The sequence below is a fragment of the Streptomyces sp. NPDC044719 genome, from assembly GCF_056433405.1.
This window is the reverse complement of record NZ_JBWKHE010000001.1, coordinates 467,713-482,737: the sequence shown is the minus strand read 5'-3', so window position 1 is coordinate 482,737 and position 15,025 is coordinate 467,713. Positions and strand designations below refer to the sequence as shown.

Annotated in this window: 14 protein-coding genes and 1 riboswitch; of the genes, 5 read left to right on the top strand and 9 right to left on the bottom strand. The window is 72.2% G+C overall.

Annotated elements, in window-relative coordinates:
* Positions 1-105: 105 nt before the first annotated feature.
* The 4 genes from AC07DF_RS02290 to AC07DF_RS02275 are packed head-to-tail and all read right to left on the bottom strand — an operon-like array spanning position 106 to position 2,951.
* Positions 106-1,035, bottom strand: coding sequence for a YihY/virulence factor BrkB family protein (locus tag AC07DF_RS02290; RefSeq protein ID WP_478966120.1), 930 nt, complete (start codon positions 1,033-1,035; stop codon positions 106-108).
* Positions 1,023-1,478: a GtrA family protein gene (locus tag AC07DF_RS02285; RefSeq protein ID WP_478966118.1), complete on the bottom strand. Its 456-nt coding sequence runs from the start codon at positions 1,476-1,478 to the stop codon at positions 1,023-1,025. Before AC07DF_RS02285 ends, AC07DF_RS02290 begins: the two co-directional genes overlap by 13 nt.
* Positions 1,475-2,419: a decaprenyl-phosphate phosphoribosyltransferase gene (locus AC07DF_RS02280; RefSeq protein ID WP_478967556.1), complete on the bottom strand. Its 945-nt coding sequence runs from the start codon at positions 2,417-2,419 to the stop codon at positions 1,475-1,477. The genes AC07DF_RS02285 and AC07DF_RS02280 overlap by 4 nt, the downstream gene beginning before the upstream one ends.
* 10 nt (positions 2,420-2,429) lie before the next feature.
* The gene (locus tag AC07DF_RS02275; RefSeq protein WP_478966116.1) at positions 2,430-2,951 is read right to left on the bottom strand and encodes a phosphatase PAP2 family protein; all 522 of its coding nucleotides are present in this window, start codon (positions 2,949-2,951) and stop codon (positions 2,430-2,432) included.
* Positions 2,952-3,084: 133 nt separating this feature from the next.
* Here AC07DF_RS02275 and AC07DF_RS02270 point away from each other — a divergent pair, with 133 nt between their 5' ends.
* Entirely contained in the window at positions 3,085-4,467 is a 1,383-nt protein-coding gene (locus AC07DF_RS02270; protein WP_478966114.1) for an FAD-binding oxidoreductase, read from the top strand.
* Positions 4,468-4,483: 16 nt separating this feature from the next.
* A complete protein-coding gene (locus AC07DF_RS02265; protein WP_478966112.1) occupies positions 4,484-5,239 on the top strand; it encodes a decaprenylphospho-beta-D-erythro-pentofuranosid-2-ulose 2-reductase in 756 nt (251 codons plus the stop codon).
* Between the two features lie 7 nt (positions 5,240-5,246).
* Here AC07DF_RS02265 and AC07DF_RS02260 read toward each other — a convergent pair whose 3' ends face one another.
* From AC07DF_RS02260 to AC07DF_RS02240, 5 genes are all read right to left on the bottom strand, one after another.
* Positions 5,247-5,825 (bottom strand): 2'-5' RNA ligase family protein, encoded by a 579-nt coding sequence (locus tag AC07DF_RS02260; RefSeq protein WP_478966110.1) that lies wholly within the window; start codon positions 5,823-5,825, stop codon positions 5,247-5,249.
* Between the two features lie 141 nt (positions 5,826-5,966).
* On the bottom strand, positions 5,967-6,980 hold the full coding sequence (gene trpS / locus AC07DF_RS02255) for a tryptophan--tRNA ligase (RefSeq protein WP_478966108.1): 1,014 nt from the start codon (positions 6,978-6,980) through the stop codon (positions 5,967-5,969).
* Positions 6,981-7,082: 102 nt separating this feature from the next.
* Positions 7,083-8,528, bottom strand: coding sequence for a glycine hydroxymethyltransferase (locus AC07DF_RS02250; protein WP_478966106.1), 1,446 nt, complete (start codon positions 8,526-8,528; stop codon positions 7,083-7,085).
* Between the two features lie 31 nt (positions 8,529-8,559).
* A riboswitch (ZMP/ZTP riboswitch) is annotated at positions 8,560-8,645 on the bottom strand.
* Positions 8,646-8,783: 138 nt separating this feature from the next.
* A complete protein-coding gene (locus tag AC07DF_RS02245) occupies positions 8,784-9,965 on the bottom strand; it encodes a glutathionylspermidine synthase family protein (RefSeq protein ID WP_478966104.1) in 1,182 nt (393 codons plus the stop codon).
* Between the two features lie 13 nt (positions 9,966-9,978).
* The gene (locus AC07DF_RS02240) at positions 9,979-10,335 is read right to left on the bottom strand and encodes a hypothetical protein (RefSeq protein ID WP_478966102.1); all 357 of its coding nucleotides are present in this window, start codon (positions 10,333-10,335) and stop codon (positions 9,979-9,981) included.
* Positions 10,336-10,486: 151 nt separating this feature from the next.
* On the opposite strand from AC07DF_RS02240, the gene AC07DF_RS02235 reads away from it, so the two are divergent.
* From AC07DF_RS02235 to pabB, 3 genes are all read left to right on the top strand, one after another.
* Entirely contained in the window at positions 10,487-11,356 is an 870-nt protein-coding gene (locus AC07DF_RS02235; RefSeq protein ID WP_478967554.1) for a hypothetical protein, read from the top strand.
* A gap of 183 nt (positions 11,357-11,539) precedes the next feature.
* Positions 11,540-12,118, top strand: coding sequence for an antibiotic biosynthesis monooxygenase (locus tag AC07DF_RS02230; protein ID WP_478966100.1), 579 nt, complete (start codon positions 11,540-11,542; stop codon positions 12,116-12,118).
* A 30-nt stretch (positions 12,119-12,148) separates the two neighbouring features.
* Positions 12,149-14,995 carry an aminodeoxychorismate synthase component I gene (pabB, locus tag AC07DF_RS02225; RefSeq protein WP_478966098.1) on the top strand — a complete coding sequence of 949 codons (2,847 nt, stop codon included), beginning with the start codon at positions 12,149-12,151 and terminating at the stop codon, positions 14,993-14,995.
* The last annotated feature ends 30 nt before the right edge of the window (positions 14,996-15,025 follow it).

Here is a 15,025-nt window from a genome sequence, read left to right as displayed (position 1 = left end):
CACCGGGCCCGGTACGCCACCCGACCCGCCCCGGTGGCGACAGCCGGCCACACCGCACTCGGACATCACCGCACGGACGCGCCGCGGCGTTGCCGGTGTTCGCGGTCAGCCGCCGCCCGCTACCGCCGGATCCGCTGTCCCGCCGGGACCGTCCGGGCGGCCGGGGGCGGTGGCCGGGAGTTCGTCCTGCTTGCTCTGTGTTGCCGTCCAGGCGGCGCAGAACAGCACCAGCTTCGAGGTGAAGTTGATCCACAGCAGCAGTGCGACGGGGACGCCGAACGCGCCGTACATGCTCTTCGCGGCCACGCCCTGGAGGTAGCCGCTGAGCAGGAGCTTCAGCAGTTCGAAGCCGACCGCTCCGGTCAGCGCGGCCACGACCAGGCGGTGGCGCGTCGGTTCTACGCCGGGCAGCAGCGTCAGGACGTAGAGCAGGAGCAGGAAGTCGGCGAGGACGGCGACCAGGAACGCGGCGATCCGCAGCAGGACCCCGCCCCAGCCGCCCTCGTCGATGCCCAGCTGCCGGATGATCCAGCCGACCATCGCGGAGGCCACCGCCGAGGCGGCGAGGGTGACGAGGATCGCGCCGCCGAGGCCGATCAGGACACCCGCGTCCTTGGCGTAACGCAGGACCGGGTTCTCCTCCTCCTCGGGCAGCTCCCACACCGCGCGCAGACACTCGCGCATGGAGCCCGCCCAGCTGATGCCGGTGAAGAGCAGCAGCGCGCCCGCGATGAGACCGATGGCACCGGCGTTGTCCACCAGTCCGGAGATGTCCAGCTGGTCGGAGATACCGGGCACCTGCTCGGCGATCTTGTCCTGCAGCTTGTCCTGCTGGTCCTGGCCGAGCGTGGCTGCGGCGATCGCGGCGGCCACGGTCAGCAGCGGGAACAGCGCGACGAAGCTGGTGAAGGTCATCGCGGCGGCCAGCCGCGTCCACGCCACGCGGTCCAGCCGCTCGTACGACCGCCACGCGTGCGTGATCATCAGCCGGGTCGCCCACGGCCCGACGACCGGAAGCCTTTTCAGCCAGTCCATGATCCGCTTCTGCCCTCCGCCCGGAACACCCATGTACGGGTACCCCAGAACCGCAGAATCGTGGCCAGGACCATACCGACGACCGCGCCCGAGACGGTGTCCGCACGCTGGGAGGTGAGCCCGAGGCCGTAGTGGCTGACGGCGAGACAGAGCAACTGGACGGCGGCACCGGCGAGGTTCACCGCGCAGAAGACGGCGTACGGCCGCCAGCCCCGGCCCCGGGTGGTCCGGTAGGTGCCGAGGGCGTTGCCCGCGTAGGCCACCGAGCAGGCGGCCACGAAGGACAGCGCCTTGGCGGTGAGCGGGTCGAGCCCGGCGGGGCCGCGCAGACAGGTGAACAGGGCCAGGTCGACGGCGTAGGCGAGGAGACCGACGGCGGCGAAGCCGGCCAGTTCACGGCGCCACGGGAGAGCCGGTCGGCTCCGCCACGCGCGCGGGGTCACCAATTGGCCACCGCCAGGCCGTACATCGCCATCCACACCAGGCCGATGAGGGCGAGCGCACGGTCGCGCAGGACGACGTCCTCGGGTTCGCCGGCCGTGCCGCGGTCGGCGAAGACGGCGTATCTGAGGACGGCGAGGATGAAGGCGACCATGGACAGCTGCCGCCAGGGCAGCACGCTGGTGTGCGGCACGCCGCCCTCCTCCATGGCCCACAGGCAGTAGCCGAGGACGGCGGCCCCGGCCGCGAGCTGCCAGACGAAGCGGAGGTAGTCGCTGGTGTACTCGGTGAGCAACGCGCGCGTGGCGCCCGCCTTTCCGGCCATCTGCACGGCTTCGGAGTAGCGCTTGGCCGACACCATGAACAGCGCGCCGAAGCCGGTGGTGATCAGGAACCAGCGCGACAGCGGGATGCCGAGGGCGAGTCCGCCGATCATCGCCCGCATCAGGAAGCCGGTCGTGACGACCGCGAGGTCGACGACGAGGACGTGCTTGAGGCTGACGCAGTAGGCCAGTTGCATGCCGAGGTAGGCGACCAGCAGGGCGGCGACGGCCGGGGAGCACAGCCGGGCAGCGGCGGCGGGCGCGAGGACGGCGAGGACGCCGCCGACGGCGTAGGCGAGGGGTACGGGGACCTGCCCGGCGGCGACCGGCCGGTGCCGCTTGGTGGGGTGGGCGCGGTCGGCTTCGGCGTCGCGGGCGTCGTTGACGAGGTAGACGGCGGCGGCGCAGGCGGTGAAGAGGACGAAGACGAGGGCGAGTTGTGCCAGGGCGTGCCGGGAGAAGAGCTCGCCAGCGGCCGCGGGGGCGGCGACCACGAGGATGTTCTTGATCCACTGCCGGGGGCGCGCGGTCCTGAGGAGACCGGCCAGGAGGCCGCCCTTGCGGGGTGGCGCGGGCGGCTGCTCGCCGGCGCGCTGCCGCAGGACGGCCGTCTCGGCCATGGCGGGCGCCTCAGTCATCGCGGGCGCCCCCCTTCACCCAGCGGGCGCCGAGCCGGGCCGTGAGCGCGCCGAGGGCGGCGCCGGCCGCGACGTCCGAGGGGTAGTGGACGCCGGCCACCAGCCGCGAGACGCACACGGCGGCGGCGAGGGGCCGTACCGCGCGCGCTCCCAGGGCGCCGAAGGCGACGGCGGCGGCCGCGGCGGAGGCGGCGTGCGAGCTGGGGAAGGAGTGCCGGCCGGCGGTGCGCACCAGGGGCTCGACATGCGCGGGGCGCGGTCGGCGCACGACTCGTTTCACGCCCATGCTGACGAGATGCGCCCCGGCGGTCAGCGCCGTGCCGCGCAGCCAGGCACCGCGCCGCCCGCCGTCCACCGCGGCTCCGGCGAGCCCCGCCGCCAGCCACAGCGCCGCGTGCTCCCCCGCCCAGGACAGGGCACGCGCGGCGCCCGCCACACGCGGGTCGGTGCCGCACGCCCTGAGCGCCGAGACGATGCGGTGATCCATGTCGTGCAGGTCGTCGAGGTCGTCCATGTGGACTCACTGTTCATGCCCATGCGGCCCGAACTCCGGCAATATTGAGCGACATCCCATTAATCACCCATTTCGGGGAGGGATGCCATGTTCGCTAACTAATCGCTCACAAGAGGGCGATACGGTCACGGACATGTCTGCCGACACCGATTCCGCCCCGGACGTCATGGGCCTGGACCACACCACCGTCACCGGCTGGGGCCGCACCGCTCCCACGGCGGGCCGGCTGATCCGCCCGAGGACGTACGAGGAGGCCGCGGCGGCCGTCCGTGAGTGCGGGGCCCGGGGCGGCATCCCCCGGGGCCTGGGACGGGCGTACGGGGACGCGGCGCAGAACGCGGGCGGGGCCGTGCTCGACATGACGGGCCTGGACCGCGTCCACGCGATCGACGCCGCCGGCGGGACCGTGCTGTGCGACGCGGGCGTCTCCCTGCACCGGCTGATGCAGGTGCTGCTGCCGCTCGGCTGGTTCGTGCCGGTCACCCCCGGCACGCGCTACGTCACCGTCGGCGGGGCGATCGGCGCCGACATCCACGGCAAGAACCACCATGTCTCGGGCTCGTTCTCACGGCACGTGCTGTCCTTCGAACTGCTCACCGCCGACGGTGAGATTCGCACGGTGGTCCCCGGCACGCCCCTGTTCGACGCCACCGCGGGCGGCATGGGGCTGACCGGCGTGATCCTCACCGCGACGATCCGCCTCCAGCCGGTCGAGACGTCGCTGATGTCGGTCGACACCGAACGGGCGGCGGACCTCGACGACCTGATGGCCCGGCTGACGGCCACCGACCACCGCTACCGCTACTCGGTCGCCTGGATCGACCTGCTGGCCCGCGGCGCCGCCACCGGCCGGGCGGTCCTCACCCGCGGCGACCACGCGCCCCTGGACGCGCTGCCCGCCCGGCTGCGCGCGGACCCGCTGGCCTTCCGCACCGCCCGCCTCCCGGCCGCCCCGGCCGTCGTCCCCGAGGGCCTGCTCAGCAGGACCACCGTGGGCCTCTTCAACGAGCTCTGGTACCGCAAGGCCCCCCGCGCACGGGCCGGCCGGCTCCAGCGGATCTCGGCCTTCTTCCACCCCCTGGACGGCGTGCCCCACTGGAACCGGGTCTACGGCCGCGGCGGCTTCGTGCAGTACCAGTTCGTCGTCGGCCACGGCCGGGAGGACGCGCTGCGCGGCGTCGTCCGGCGGATCGCCGAGCGCCGCTGCCCGTCGTTCCTGGCCGTCCTCAAGCGCTTCGGGGAGTCCGACCCGGGCTGGCTGTCGTTCCCGGTGCCGGGCTGGACGCTGGCGCTGGACATCCCGGCGGGGCTGCCCGGCCTCGGGGCGTTCCTCGACGAACTCGACGCGGAGGTCGCCGCCGCGGGCGGGCGCGTCTACCTCGCCAAGGACGCCCGCCTGCGCCCGGAACTGCTCGCGGCCATGTACCCGCGCCTCGACGACTTCCGCGCACTGCGCGCCGAACTGGACCCGCGCGGGGTGTTCGTGTCCGACCTGGCCCGCCGACTCCACCTCTAGGAACCTAGGAGCTGTCATGAAGGACGCCTTCGGTCTCCCCCAGTCCCTGCTCGTCCTCGGTGGTACGTCGGAGATCGCGCTGGCGACCGCCCGCCGGCTGATCGCCCGCCGCACCCGCACGGTCTGGCTGGCGGGCCGCCCCTCGGCCGCCCTGGAGGAGGCCGGCGGGCGGCTGCGCGGGCTCGGGGCCGATGTGCACACCATCGCCTTCGACGCGCTCGACCCCGGCTCCCACGAGGCCGTGCTCGGCAAGGTGTTCGCCGAGGGCGACATCGACATGGTGCTGCTCGCCTTCGGCGTGCTCGGCGACCAGGCCCGGGACGAGCGGGAGCCGGAGGCGGCGGTGCGGGTCGCGCAGACCAACTACACCGGCGCGGTCTCGGCGAGCCTGGTGTGCGCCCGCGCGCTCCAGTCCCAAGGGCACGGCTCCCTGGTCGTGATGTCCTCCGTGGCAGGCGAGCGGGCCCGTCGCGCGAACTTCATCTACGGCTCCAGCAAGGCCGGCCTCGACGCCTTCGCGCAGGGCCTGGGCGACGCGCTGCACGGCACGGGCGTGCACGTCATGGTCGTACGCCCCGGCTTCGTCCGTACACGGATGACCGCCGGCCTGCCCGAGGCGCCCCTCGCGACCACGCCCGAGGCGGTCGCGACGGCCGTGGAGCTGGGGCTGCGCCGCCGCTCGGAGACGGTGTGGGTACCGGGCGCCCTGCGCGTGGTGATGGCGGCACTGCGCCATCTGCCACGTGGGGTGTTCCGGCGGCTGCCTATCTGATGCCGATTCAGCGCGTGGGGACCGAGCCGCGTTCCGCGGGGCCGGCCTGGGACGGGACGACCGCGCCTCCGAAGGGGAACTCGCGAAGCTTGCGCCAGACACCGTCGGCGCCCTGCTCGTAGAGGGCGAAGCCGGTGCAGGGCCACTCGGCCTCGTAGCCGGCGAGTTCCCCGAAGGCGCGGTCCATCGCCGCCTCGTCGATGCCGTGCGCCACCGTGACGTGCGGGTGGTACGGGAACTGCAGTTCGCGCGGGACCGGCCCGGAGGGGTCGCGGACCTGCTGCTGGAGGCCCGTGCAGGCCTCCGCTCCCGAGACGACCTGGACGAACACGACCGGCGACACGGGCCGGAACGTCCCCGTGCCGGACAGCCGCATGGGGAACGGCCGGCCGGCCGCGGCGACCTCGGTCAGATGCGCCTCGACGGCCGGCAGGGCGTCCTCGTCGATCTCCGTCGGCGGCAGCAGGGTGACGTGCGTGGGGATACCGTGCGCCGAGGCGTCGCCGAAGCCCGCGCGCAGCTGCTGGAGCTCGCTGCCGTGAGGCTCCGGGACCGCGATCGAGACACCGATCGTTACGGTCCCCACGTCGTCTCCTGTCGTTCAGTTGGCGGGTCGCTGATACGACCACCCGGATATCGACTGTACGGCCACGGCCGGGTTACGGGCAGGCGCAACCAGAGTGATGTACAGCGCTGTCGGGTGGTACGGCTGTGCGCGGGGGCGGGTTCAGTGCTTGGCGGGCAGGAAACCGACCTTGTCGTACGCCTGGGAAAGGGTTTCCGCGGCGACCGCGCGTGCCTTCTCGGCGCCCTTGGCGAGGATCGAGTCGAGCGTCTCGGGGTCGTCCAGGTACTGCTGGGTGCGCTCCCGGAACGGCGTCACGAAATCGACCATGACCTCCGCGAGGTCCGTCTTGAGCGCGCCGTAGCCCTTGCCCTCGTACTTCGCCTCCAGCTCGGCGATGCTCTCGCCGGTGAGGGTCGAGTAGATGCCGAGGAGGTTGCTGATGCCGGGCTTCTCCGCCGCGTCGAAGCGGATGACGGTGTCGGTGTCCGTGACCGCGCTCTTGACCTTCTTCGCGGTGGCCTTCGGCTCGTCGAGGAGGTTGATCAGGCCCTTCGGCGTGGACGCCGACTTGCTCATCTTGATCGTCGGGTCCTGAAGGTCGTAGATCTTCGCCGTCTCTTTCAGGATGTACGGCTTCGGGAGGGTGAAGGTCTCGCCGAAGCGGCCGTTGAAGCGAGTGGCGAGGTCGCGGGTGAGCTCGATGTGCTGGCGCTGGTCCTCGCCGACCGGGACCTCGTTGGCCTGGTAGAGCAGGATGTCCGCGACCTGGAGGATCGGGTAGGTGAAGAGGCCGACGGAGGCGCGCTCGGCGCCCTGCTTGGCGGACTTGTCCTTGAACTGGGTCATCCGGCCGGCCTCGCCGAAGCCGGTGAGGCAGTTCATGATCCAGGCGAGCTGGGCGTGCTCGGGGACGTGGCTCTGGACGAAGAGCGTGCAGCGGTCCGGGTCGAGACCGGCCGCGAGGAGCTGGGCCGCGGCCAGGCGCGTGTTCGCGCGCAGGTCCTTCGGGTCCTGCGGGATGGTGATCGCGTGCAGGTCGACGACCATGTAGAACGCGTCGTGGGTCTCCTGGAGGGCTACCCACTGGCGGACGGCGCCGAGGTAGTTGCCGAGGTGGAACGAGCCGGCGGTGGGCTGGATACCGGAGAGCACGCGGGGACGGTCAGAGGCCATGTTTCTTATTGTCTCAGAGGGGTGTGGGTGGTTTCGGCGGGTGGGGAACTACGGGACCGTCGTGGCTGGTCGCGCAGTTCCCCGCGCCCCTTGAGGGGCGTTTCAGCCGAGGTCGATCTCGGGGTACAGGGGGAAGCCCGCCACCAGGTCCGTGGCGCGCTGGGAGATCTCGTCCGCCACCTTCGCGTCGAGGATGTGCTGGGCCTTGGAGGGGGCGCCCGACTTGGTCGTGCCCGCTTCCGTGCTGGTGAGGACGCGGTCGATGAGGCCGGCGACCTCGTCCATCTCCGCCGTGCCGAGGCCACGCGTGGTGAGCGCGGGCGTGCCGATGCGGATGCCGGAGGTGTACCAGGCGCCGTTCGGGTCGGCGGGGATCGCGTTGCGGTTGGTGACGATGCCCGAGTCGAGCAGGGCGGCCTCGGCCTGGCGGCCGGTGAGGCCGTAGGAGGAGGCGACGTCGATCAGGTTGAGGTGGTTGTCCGTGCCGCCCGTCACCAGCGTCGCGCCGCGCCGCATCAGGCCCTCGGCGAGGGCGCGGGAGTTGTCGACGATGCGCTGGGCGTAGTCACGGAAGGACTCCTGGCGGGCCTCCGCGAGGGCGACCGCCTTGGCGGCCATCACGTGCGGCAGCGGGCCGCCGAGGACCATCGGGCAGCCGCGGTCGACCTGGTCCTTCAGGGAGTCGTCGCACAGGACCATGCCGCCACGGGGGCCGCGCAGCGACTTGTGTGTGGTCGTCGTCACGATCTGGGCGTGCGGGACCGGGTCGAAGTCGCCGGTCAGGACCTTGCCCGCGACCAGCCCTGCGAAGTGCGCCATGTCGACCATCAGCGTGGCGCCGACCTCGTCGGCGATCTCGCGCATGATCCGGAAGTTCACCAGGCGGGGGTAGGCCGAGTAGCCCGCGACGATGATCAGCGGCTTGAACTCGCGGGCCTGGGCACGCAGGGCCTCGTAGTCGATCAGACCGGTGGCCGGGTCGGTGCCGTAGGAGCGCTGGTCGAACATCTTGCCGGAGATGTTCGGCCGGAAGCCGTGGGTGAGGTGGCCGCCGGCGTCCAGGGACATGCCCAGCATGCGCTGGTTGCCGAAGGCCTGGCGCAGCTCGGCCCAGTCGGCCTCGGTCAGGTCGTTGATCTGGCGGACGCCGGTCTTCTCCAGGAAGGGCACCTCGACGCGGGCGCCGAGGACGGCCCAGAAGGCGACGAGGTTGGCGTCGATGCCGGAGTGCGGCTGGACGTAGGCGTGGCGGGCGCCGAAGAGCTCCTTGGCGTGCTCGGCGGCCAGGGACTCGACGGTGTCGACGTTGCGGCAGCCGGCGTAGAAGCGGCGGCCGACGGTGCCCTCGGCGTACTTGTCGCTGAACCAGTTGCCCATCGTCAGGAGCGTGGCCGGGGAGGCGTAGTTCTCGGAGGCGATCAGCTTGAGCATCTCGCGCTGGTCGGCGACCTCCTGGCCGATGGCGTCCGCTACGCGGGGTTCCACGGCGCGGATGACGTCCAGCGCGGCGCGGTAGGCGGTGGAAGCGGTGGAGAGGGGCTCGGGCATGGGGACCTCCGGACGTTGCGTTCAGCGTTCACGGTACGGCCCAGGCGCACGGCACTCTCTGCTCGGGCCGCTCCCCGATGGTTTGTCCATCCCAGCGCGCCAGTCACGGCCCGGCGATCAGCCTACCGGCTGGGGCGGGGGAGCGTCTGCCGGGTTGCTCTGCGTTGCCGGGTGCGGGTGCGTTGTGGCTGGTCGCGCAGTTCCCCGCGCCCCTGACGGACGTGCCCCTGAGGGACGTCTTGAGGATCACGTGGGCTAAAGGATCACGTGGGGCAGGAAGCGGGCGTACTCGTCCGTGATCAGGCCCGACGACTCCCGGATGCCGAGGCCTGCCGACTCGTTCTCCACCACCCAGGCGCCCAGGACCACGCGGTTGCCGTCGAAGTCGGGCAGGGGGGCCAGCTGCTGGTAGACGCAGGGTTCGTCGCGGAGGGTGGGAGGGGAGCCGGGGTCGTGGATCGTGACGCCCGCGCCCTCTCGGCCGAGGAGGGGCTTGGCGACCCAGCCGTGGGCAGGCAGGTCGCGGGGGCCGTCCAGGTAGGCCGGGAGCAGATTGGGGTGGCCGGGGTACAGCTCCCAGAGGATCGCCAGCAGTGCCTTGTTGCTGAGGAGCATCTTCCAGGCCGGTTCGATCCACAGCGTGGAGCCCGTGCCGCCGCCGTTGTCGAGGGTGTCCAGGACGTGGCCGGCGAAGCGGTCGGTGGTGAGCCACTCCCAGGGGTAGAGCTTGAAGGCGCTGCGGATGAAGCGGAGGCGGTTGTCGACGAAGCGGCCGGAGAGGCGGTCCCAGCCGATCTCCTCCATGGCGATCCAGTCGGTGGCCAGGCCCGCCTGCTCGGCCGTCTCCTTCAGGTAGGCGACCGTCATCATGTCCTCGCCGAGTTCGTCGGCGGAGGAGTACGCGAAGTACAGGGGGCTGCCCGGCGGGAGAAGGGCGGCCTGCTTCTTCCAGGCGTCGATGAGGCGTTCGTGGAGGGAGTTCCACTGGTCGGCGCCGGGGAAGCGCTCCTCCATCCAGAACCACTGGGGGGACGCGGCCTCGACCAGTGAGGTGGGGGTGTCGGCGTTGTACTCCAGGAGCTTGGCCGGGCCGGTCCCGTCGTAGCGGAGGTCGAAACGGCCGTAGAGGGAGGGGAGTTCGGCGCGGCGGTGCCAGGACTCGGCGACCGCCCGGGCGACGCGCGGGTCGGTGATGCCCAGGTCGGCGAAACGGTCCTCGGCGACGATGTGGGCGGCCGCCGCCAGACACATGCGGTGGAGTTCCTCGACGGCCTCCTCCAGGGCCTCGACCTCCGGAAGGGTGAAGACGTAGTACGCGCTTTCGTCCCAGTAGGGGCGCAGGGAGTCGTCGGGGTAGCGGGTCAGGGGGTAGATCAGGCCCTGTTCCTCGACGGTCTGCTGCCAGCCGGGGCGGGGCTCCATCGTGTGGCGTTCCATCTGCGCGGCCCGCTCAGCCGCCGCCGCTGCCGGAGCCCGAGCAGCCGAAGCCGCCCCGGTCGACGGCCTCGCTGCGGCTGAAGGTGCCGTTGTCGGCGTAGCCGCCGCTGACGTCGGCGTCGTAGTACCAGTCGGCGTTCGTGGTCTTGCCGGTCTTCTTGCGGCCCTTGCCGTAGGAGGAGCCCGACGAGGAGCCGGAGTTGCAGTTCTTGTCGGCGACGATCTTGTAGCCGTTGATGTAGTCGTTGCTGTCCCGGTCCACACAGCGGCGGTCCGGGTCGGAGCCGCATGCGGACAGGGCCGCCGCGAGGACACCCATACCGCCCAGCACCACCGTGCTCGAGCGCAGTCGCCGCCGTGTTTCGGCCATGTTCTTCTCTCCCCCGTGTTCCCTCGTGTCGTGTACGGCGCGTGTACCGCGTCGGGTACTGCCGAGCGGTCAGCCTAGAGAGGGGTGAGAGCGGGCGTACATGCCCCCCTGCCCGCACCCCCTCCCCTACTGTCGTTTTGTGATCTTTGGAATGGTGTGCGCCCTTGGTGCGGCCGTCTGCTTCGGTACGGCGACGGTGTTGCAGGCGATGGCCGCCCGGGCGGCCGCGGCGACCGGCCCGGGCGGGGACGTGGCCCTGCTGTGGCGGGCACTGCGGCAGTGGCGGTATCTGCTGGGGCTCGCGCTGGACGGGCTCGGATTCCTGCTTCAGATCATCGCACTGCGGTCGGTGCCGATCTACGCCGTGGGGGCGGCGCTGGCCGCGAGCCTCGCGGTGACGGCCGTGGTCGCGGCGCGGCTGCTCGAGGTGCGGCTGAGCCGCGTGGAGTGGGCCGCGGTGGGGGTGGTGTGCGCCGGGCTCGCGCTGCTGGGCCTTGCGGCCGGGGCGGAGGGCGACGAGGCGGGGCCGGACTGGCTGAAGTGGGCGATGCTCGGGGCGGCGGGCGGAGTGCTGCTGCTCGGGGCGGTGGGCGGGCGGCTGCCGGAGCGGGGGCGGGCGCTCGCGCTCGGCCTGGGGGCAGGCTGCGGGTTCGGGGTGGTGGAGGTGGCGGTCCGGCTCATCGACGGGCTGTCGCCCGGGGAGCTCTTCACGAACCCGGCGGCTTACGCGCTGGTGCTCGGAGGCGGTGCCGCGTTCCTGCTGCTGACCTCGGCCCTGCAGCGCGGGTCGGTGACCACCGCGACCGCCGGTCTGGTGCTCGGGGAGACGGTCGCGCCCGCGCTGATCGGCGTGATCTGGCTCGGGGACCGTACGCGGGAGGGGCTGGGCTGGCTGGCGGTGCTCGGTTTCGCGGTGGCGGTGGCCGGGGCGCTGGCGCTGTCGCGGTTCGGGGAGGCGCCGGTGGAGTCCGGGGGCGGGGCGGCGGGGGAAGCCGGGGAGGACGCGGTCGCGCCGAAGTGAGCTGGCTTTTTCGGCAGAGAGCTGGGCTTCTCGGCGGTGAGCTGGGCTTCTCGGCAGTGAGCTGGGCTTTGCGGCAGGAGGCGCACCCGCCGTAAAGCTTCACGTTCCGGACAACTTCCGGACGGCCGGAAAATTGTTTGTTGAATCTTGAACGCGCGGGAACCGCTTTCCGTACGGTACGGCGTGACCAGTAATCCCGTCACGGTCACCGTGGCCTATCGCGTGACGCCGGGCCGTGCGGCCGACTTCCACTCCTGGGGGTGGGCCATGCTGGGCGCGACCGCGCGGCAGCCGGGTTTTCTGGGGGGTGGGGTGCTTGTCGACGGAGGGGCGGAGTGGCATGTCGTCTATCGCTTCGCCAGCGAGGGTTCGGCCCTGGCCTGGGAGCGATCAGCCTCCCGGTCACAGTGGGACGCCCGGCTGGAGGGGGTCGCGCGGGAGGCGGAGCGCCGGAGAGTGCCGGGCGCCAGGGCCTGGTTCGAAGCGCAGACGCTGACGCCCGCGCCGCCGGCGCCGCCGAAGAAATGGAAACTGTGGTTCGTGAATATGAGCGCGGTTTTTCCGCCGGTGCTCCTGTTCAATCTGACGATTCTTCCTTATCTCGGTGACCTCAATGCACTGATACGCACGCTGTTGTTATGTCTGTGTGTGACCGCCCTTGTCACCTGGATTCTCATGCCGCGCCTCCAGCGTTTCTTCAGGAAATGGCTGTACCCGTCGCTCCAGGCGCTTCGTGGGCGGCACAAACGCCGGGCCACGTAGGTCCGCGAACGAACAGAGGGAGGTGGGCGGGTGAAGACACTGCTCATCGACAATTACGACTCGTACACGTACAACCTGTTCCAGCTGATCGCCGAGGTCAATGGCGAGGAGCCGGTGGTGGTGCGCAACGACGCGCCGGCGGACGGGATCCCGGATCTCCGGGAGTTCGACAATCTGGTGGTGTCCCCGGGCCCCGGGCACCCGGGTGACGCGCGTGACTTCGGCATCGGGACCAGGCTGCTCGCGACCTCCCCGGTTCCCGTGCTCGGCGTGTGTCTCGGCCATCAGGGCATCGCGCTCGGGGAGCGGGGTGTTGTGGGTCCGGCGCCGGAACCGCGGCACGGGCATCTCACCACGGTCCGGCATGACGAACAGGATCTGTTCCGGGGCCTGCCGCAGCATTTCACCGCCGTGCGCTATCACTCGCTGGCCGTGCGCGAGCCGTTGCCTCCGGCGCTCGAGGCCACGGCCTGGGCGGAGGACGGTGTCCTGATGGGACTGCGGCACCGCGGCCGGCCGCTGTGGGGTGTGCAGTTCCACCCGGAGTCCGTCCTCACGGAGTACGGCCACCGCATGCTCGTGAACTTCCGCAACCTGACCGCCGAACGGGCCGGCAAGCTGCGCACGAAGAACACGGCGGTCCCGTCCCCCGAGGTCCCGGCCCGCCGCCGTGCAGTGGTGCCGGAGTGCGACGCGGGGGTCCGCCGGCCGACGGGGGCACGGGGGGCCACGGCGAGGGCTCAGGCGCCGGTTGGAGCGGTTTCCCGGCCTGCGGCTGTTGACGGGGCCGGGGCGACCGGTCGGACGGCGGATGTTCCCGGGGCCCAGCTGAGCAGCCGGGCGGCGGCTGCATCCGGGGCCGGGACCGGCGATCAGCCCGGGGCCGTTTCCGAAGCCGGAGCGGGCTCCCGGCCTGCGGCCGCTGCCGGGGCTGTGGCGAACGGTCGGGCGGCGGCCACCCCCGAGACCGGAGCCGGCAATGAGCCGGAGGCCGAGCTGAGCAACCGGACGGCGGCTGCATCCGGGGCCGGGGCCGGCGATCAGCCCGGGGCCGTTTCCGAAGCCGGGGCAGGCTCCCGGCCTGCGGCCGCTGCCGGGGCTGTGGCGAACGGTCGGGCAGCGGCCACCCCCAAGACCGGAGCCGGCAATGAGCCGGAGGCCGAGCTGAGCAGCCGGGCGGGGGCTGGTTCCGGCGTCGGGGCCGGCAGTCAGGGCGGGGCCACGGCGGGTGCGCCGCGGGCCGCGGTGCCTCGGCCTGCTGCCGTCTTCCCCGTTTCGGCGATGTCCCGGGCTGACGGGGCTGTGGCGGCGGGCGACGACGTCCCCCTGCCTCCCAAGCCGCCCGCCGCCGCCATCCCCCGCCCCCGGCGGCCCGGCCGGGTCGGTTACCGGCTGCACACCCGGCGGGTCACCGGTGCCGTCGACACCGAGGCGGCCTTCACCCGGATGTTCGCCGCGTCTCGACGGTCGTTCTGGCTGGACAGCTCCCTGGTCGAGCCCGGGCGGTCGCGGTTCTCGTTCCTGGGGGACGACAGCGGGCCGCTCGCCGAGTTCGTGCGGTACGACGTCACCGCCGGGCGCTGTGAGATCGAGCGGGCCGGGCGGCCGGTGCGCAAGGTCGCGGCGAGTGTCTTCGACTATCTGAAGCGGCAGTTGACGAACCGCCGGGTGGACGCGACCGGGCTGCCGTTCGACTTCACCGGGGGCTACGTCGGCTACCTCGGCTACGAGGTGAAGGCCGACTGCGGGTCGCCCAACCGGCACCGCTCCCCCGCCCCGGACGCCGCCTGGCTGTTCGCCGACCGGGTGATCGCGGTGGACCACCAGGAGGGCTTCACCTACGCCGTGTGCGTCGCGGAGGACACCCCGCAGGCGGCCCGGGAGGCCGCCGACTGGCTGGAGAGCGCGCTGGCGGACCTCAGCTGCGTGGCGACGGAGCGGACGCCGCTGCCCGCGCAGCCGGCCCCGGCCGACCCCGGCGCCGCCGAGCCGTGGCTCGTACGCGACCGGGCGACGTACCTCGCGGACATCGAGGCCTGCCAGCGGGAGTTGCGGGCCGGCACCAGCTACGAGGTCTGCCTCACGAACGCCGCCCGTTTACCCGCTCCGCCCGACGCGCTGGAGTTCTACCGGACGCTGCGCCGCGACAACCCGGCCCCGTACGCTGCGTTCCTGAGATTCGGGCAGCTGGACGTGGCCGGTTCCTCGCCCGAGCGGTTCCTTCGGATCGGGCGGGACGGTACCGCCGAGGCCAGGCCCATCAAGGGAACCGCGCCGAGGGGCGACGGCCCGGAGGAGGACGCCCGGCTGCGGGACGCGCTCGCGTCGGACGACAAGACACGGGCCGAGAACCTGATGATCGTCGATCTGCTCCGCAACGACCTGGGACAGGTCTGCCGGACGGGATCGGTGCGGGTGTCGAAGCTCATGGCCACGGAGACGTACGCCACGGTGCACCAGCTCGTCTCGACCGTGACGGGACGGCTGCGGCCGGGCACGGACGCGGTGGACTGCGTCCGTGCCTGCTTCCCCGGCGGGTCGATGACCGGCGCGCCGAAGCTGCGCACCCTGGAGATCATCGACGCGCTGGAGACCGAGGCCCGGGGCGTGTACTCCGGCGCCCTCGGCTACTTCGGGTGCGGCGGCGGCGCGGATCTCAGCATCGTCATCCGTACCGCCGTGTTCGCCGACGGCCAGATGCACCTGGGCGCGGGCGGCGCGATCGTGCTCGGCTCCGATCCGGAGGCGGAGTACGAGGAGATGCTGCTGAAGACCGCGGCCCCGATGCGGGCCCTGCACCAGCACACGGCCGACCGGATACGGCGGCAGGCCCCGCCTGGGGACAGAGCCGGGGCGGCCGGGGAGGCCCGGCGATGACCAGTCCTCAGGTCGAGATGACCAGTGATC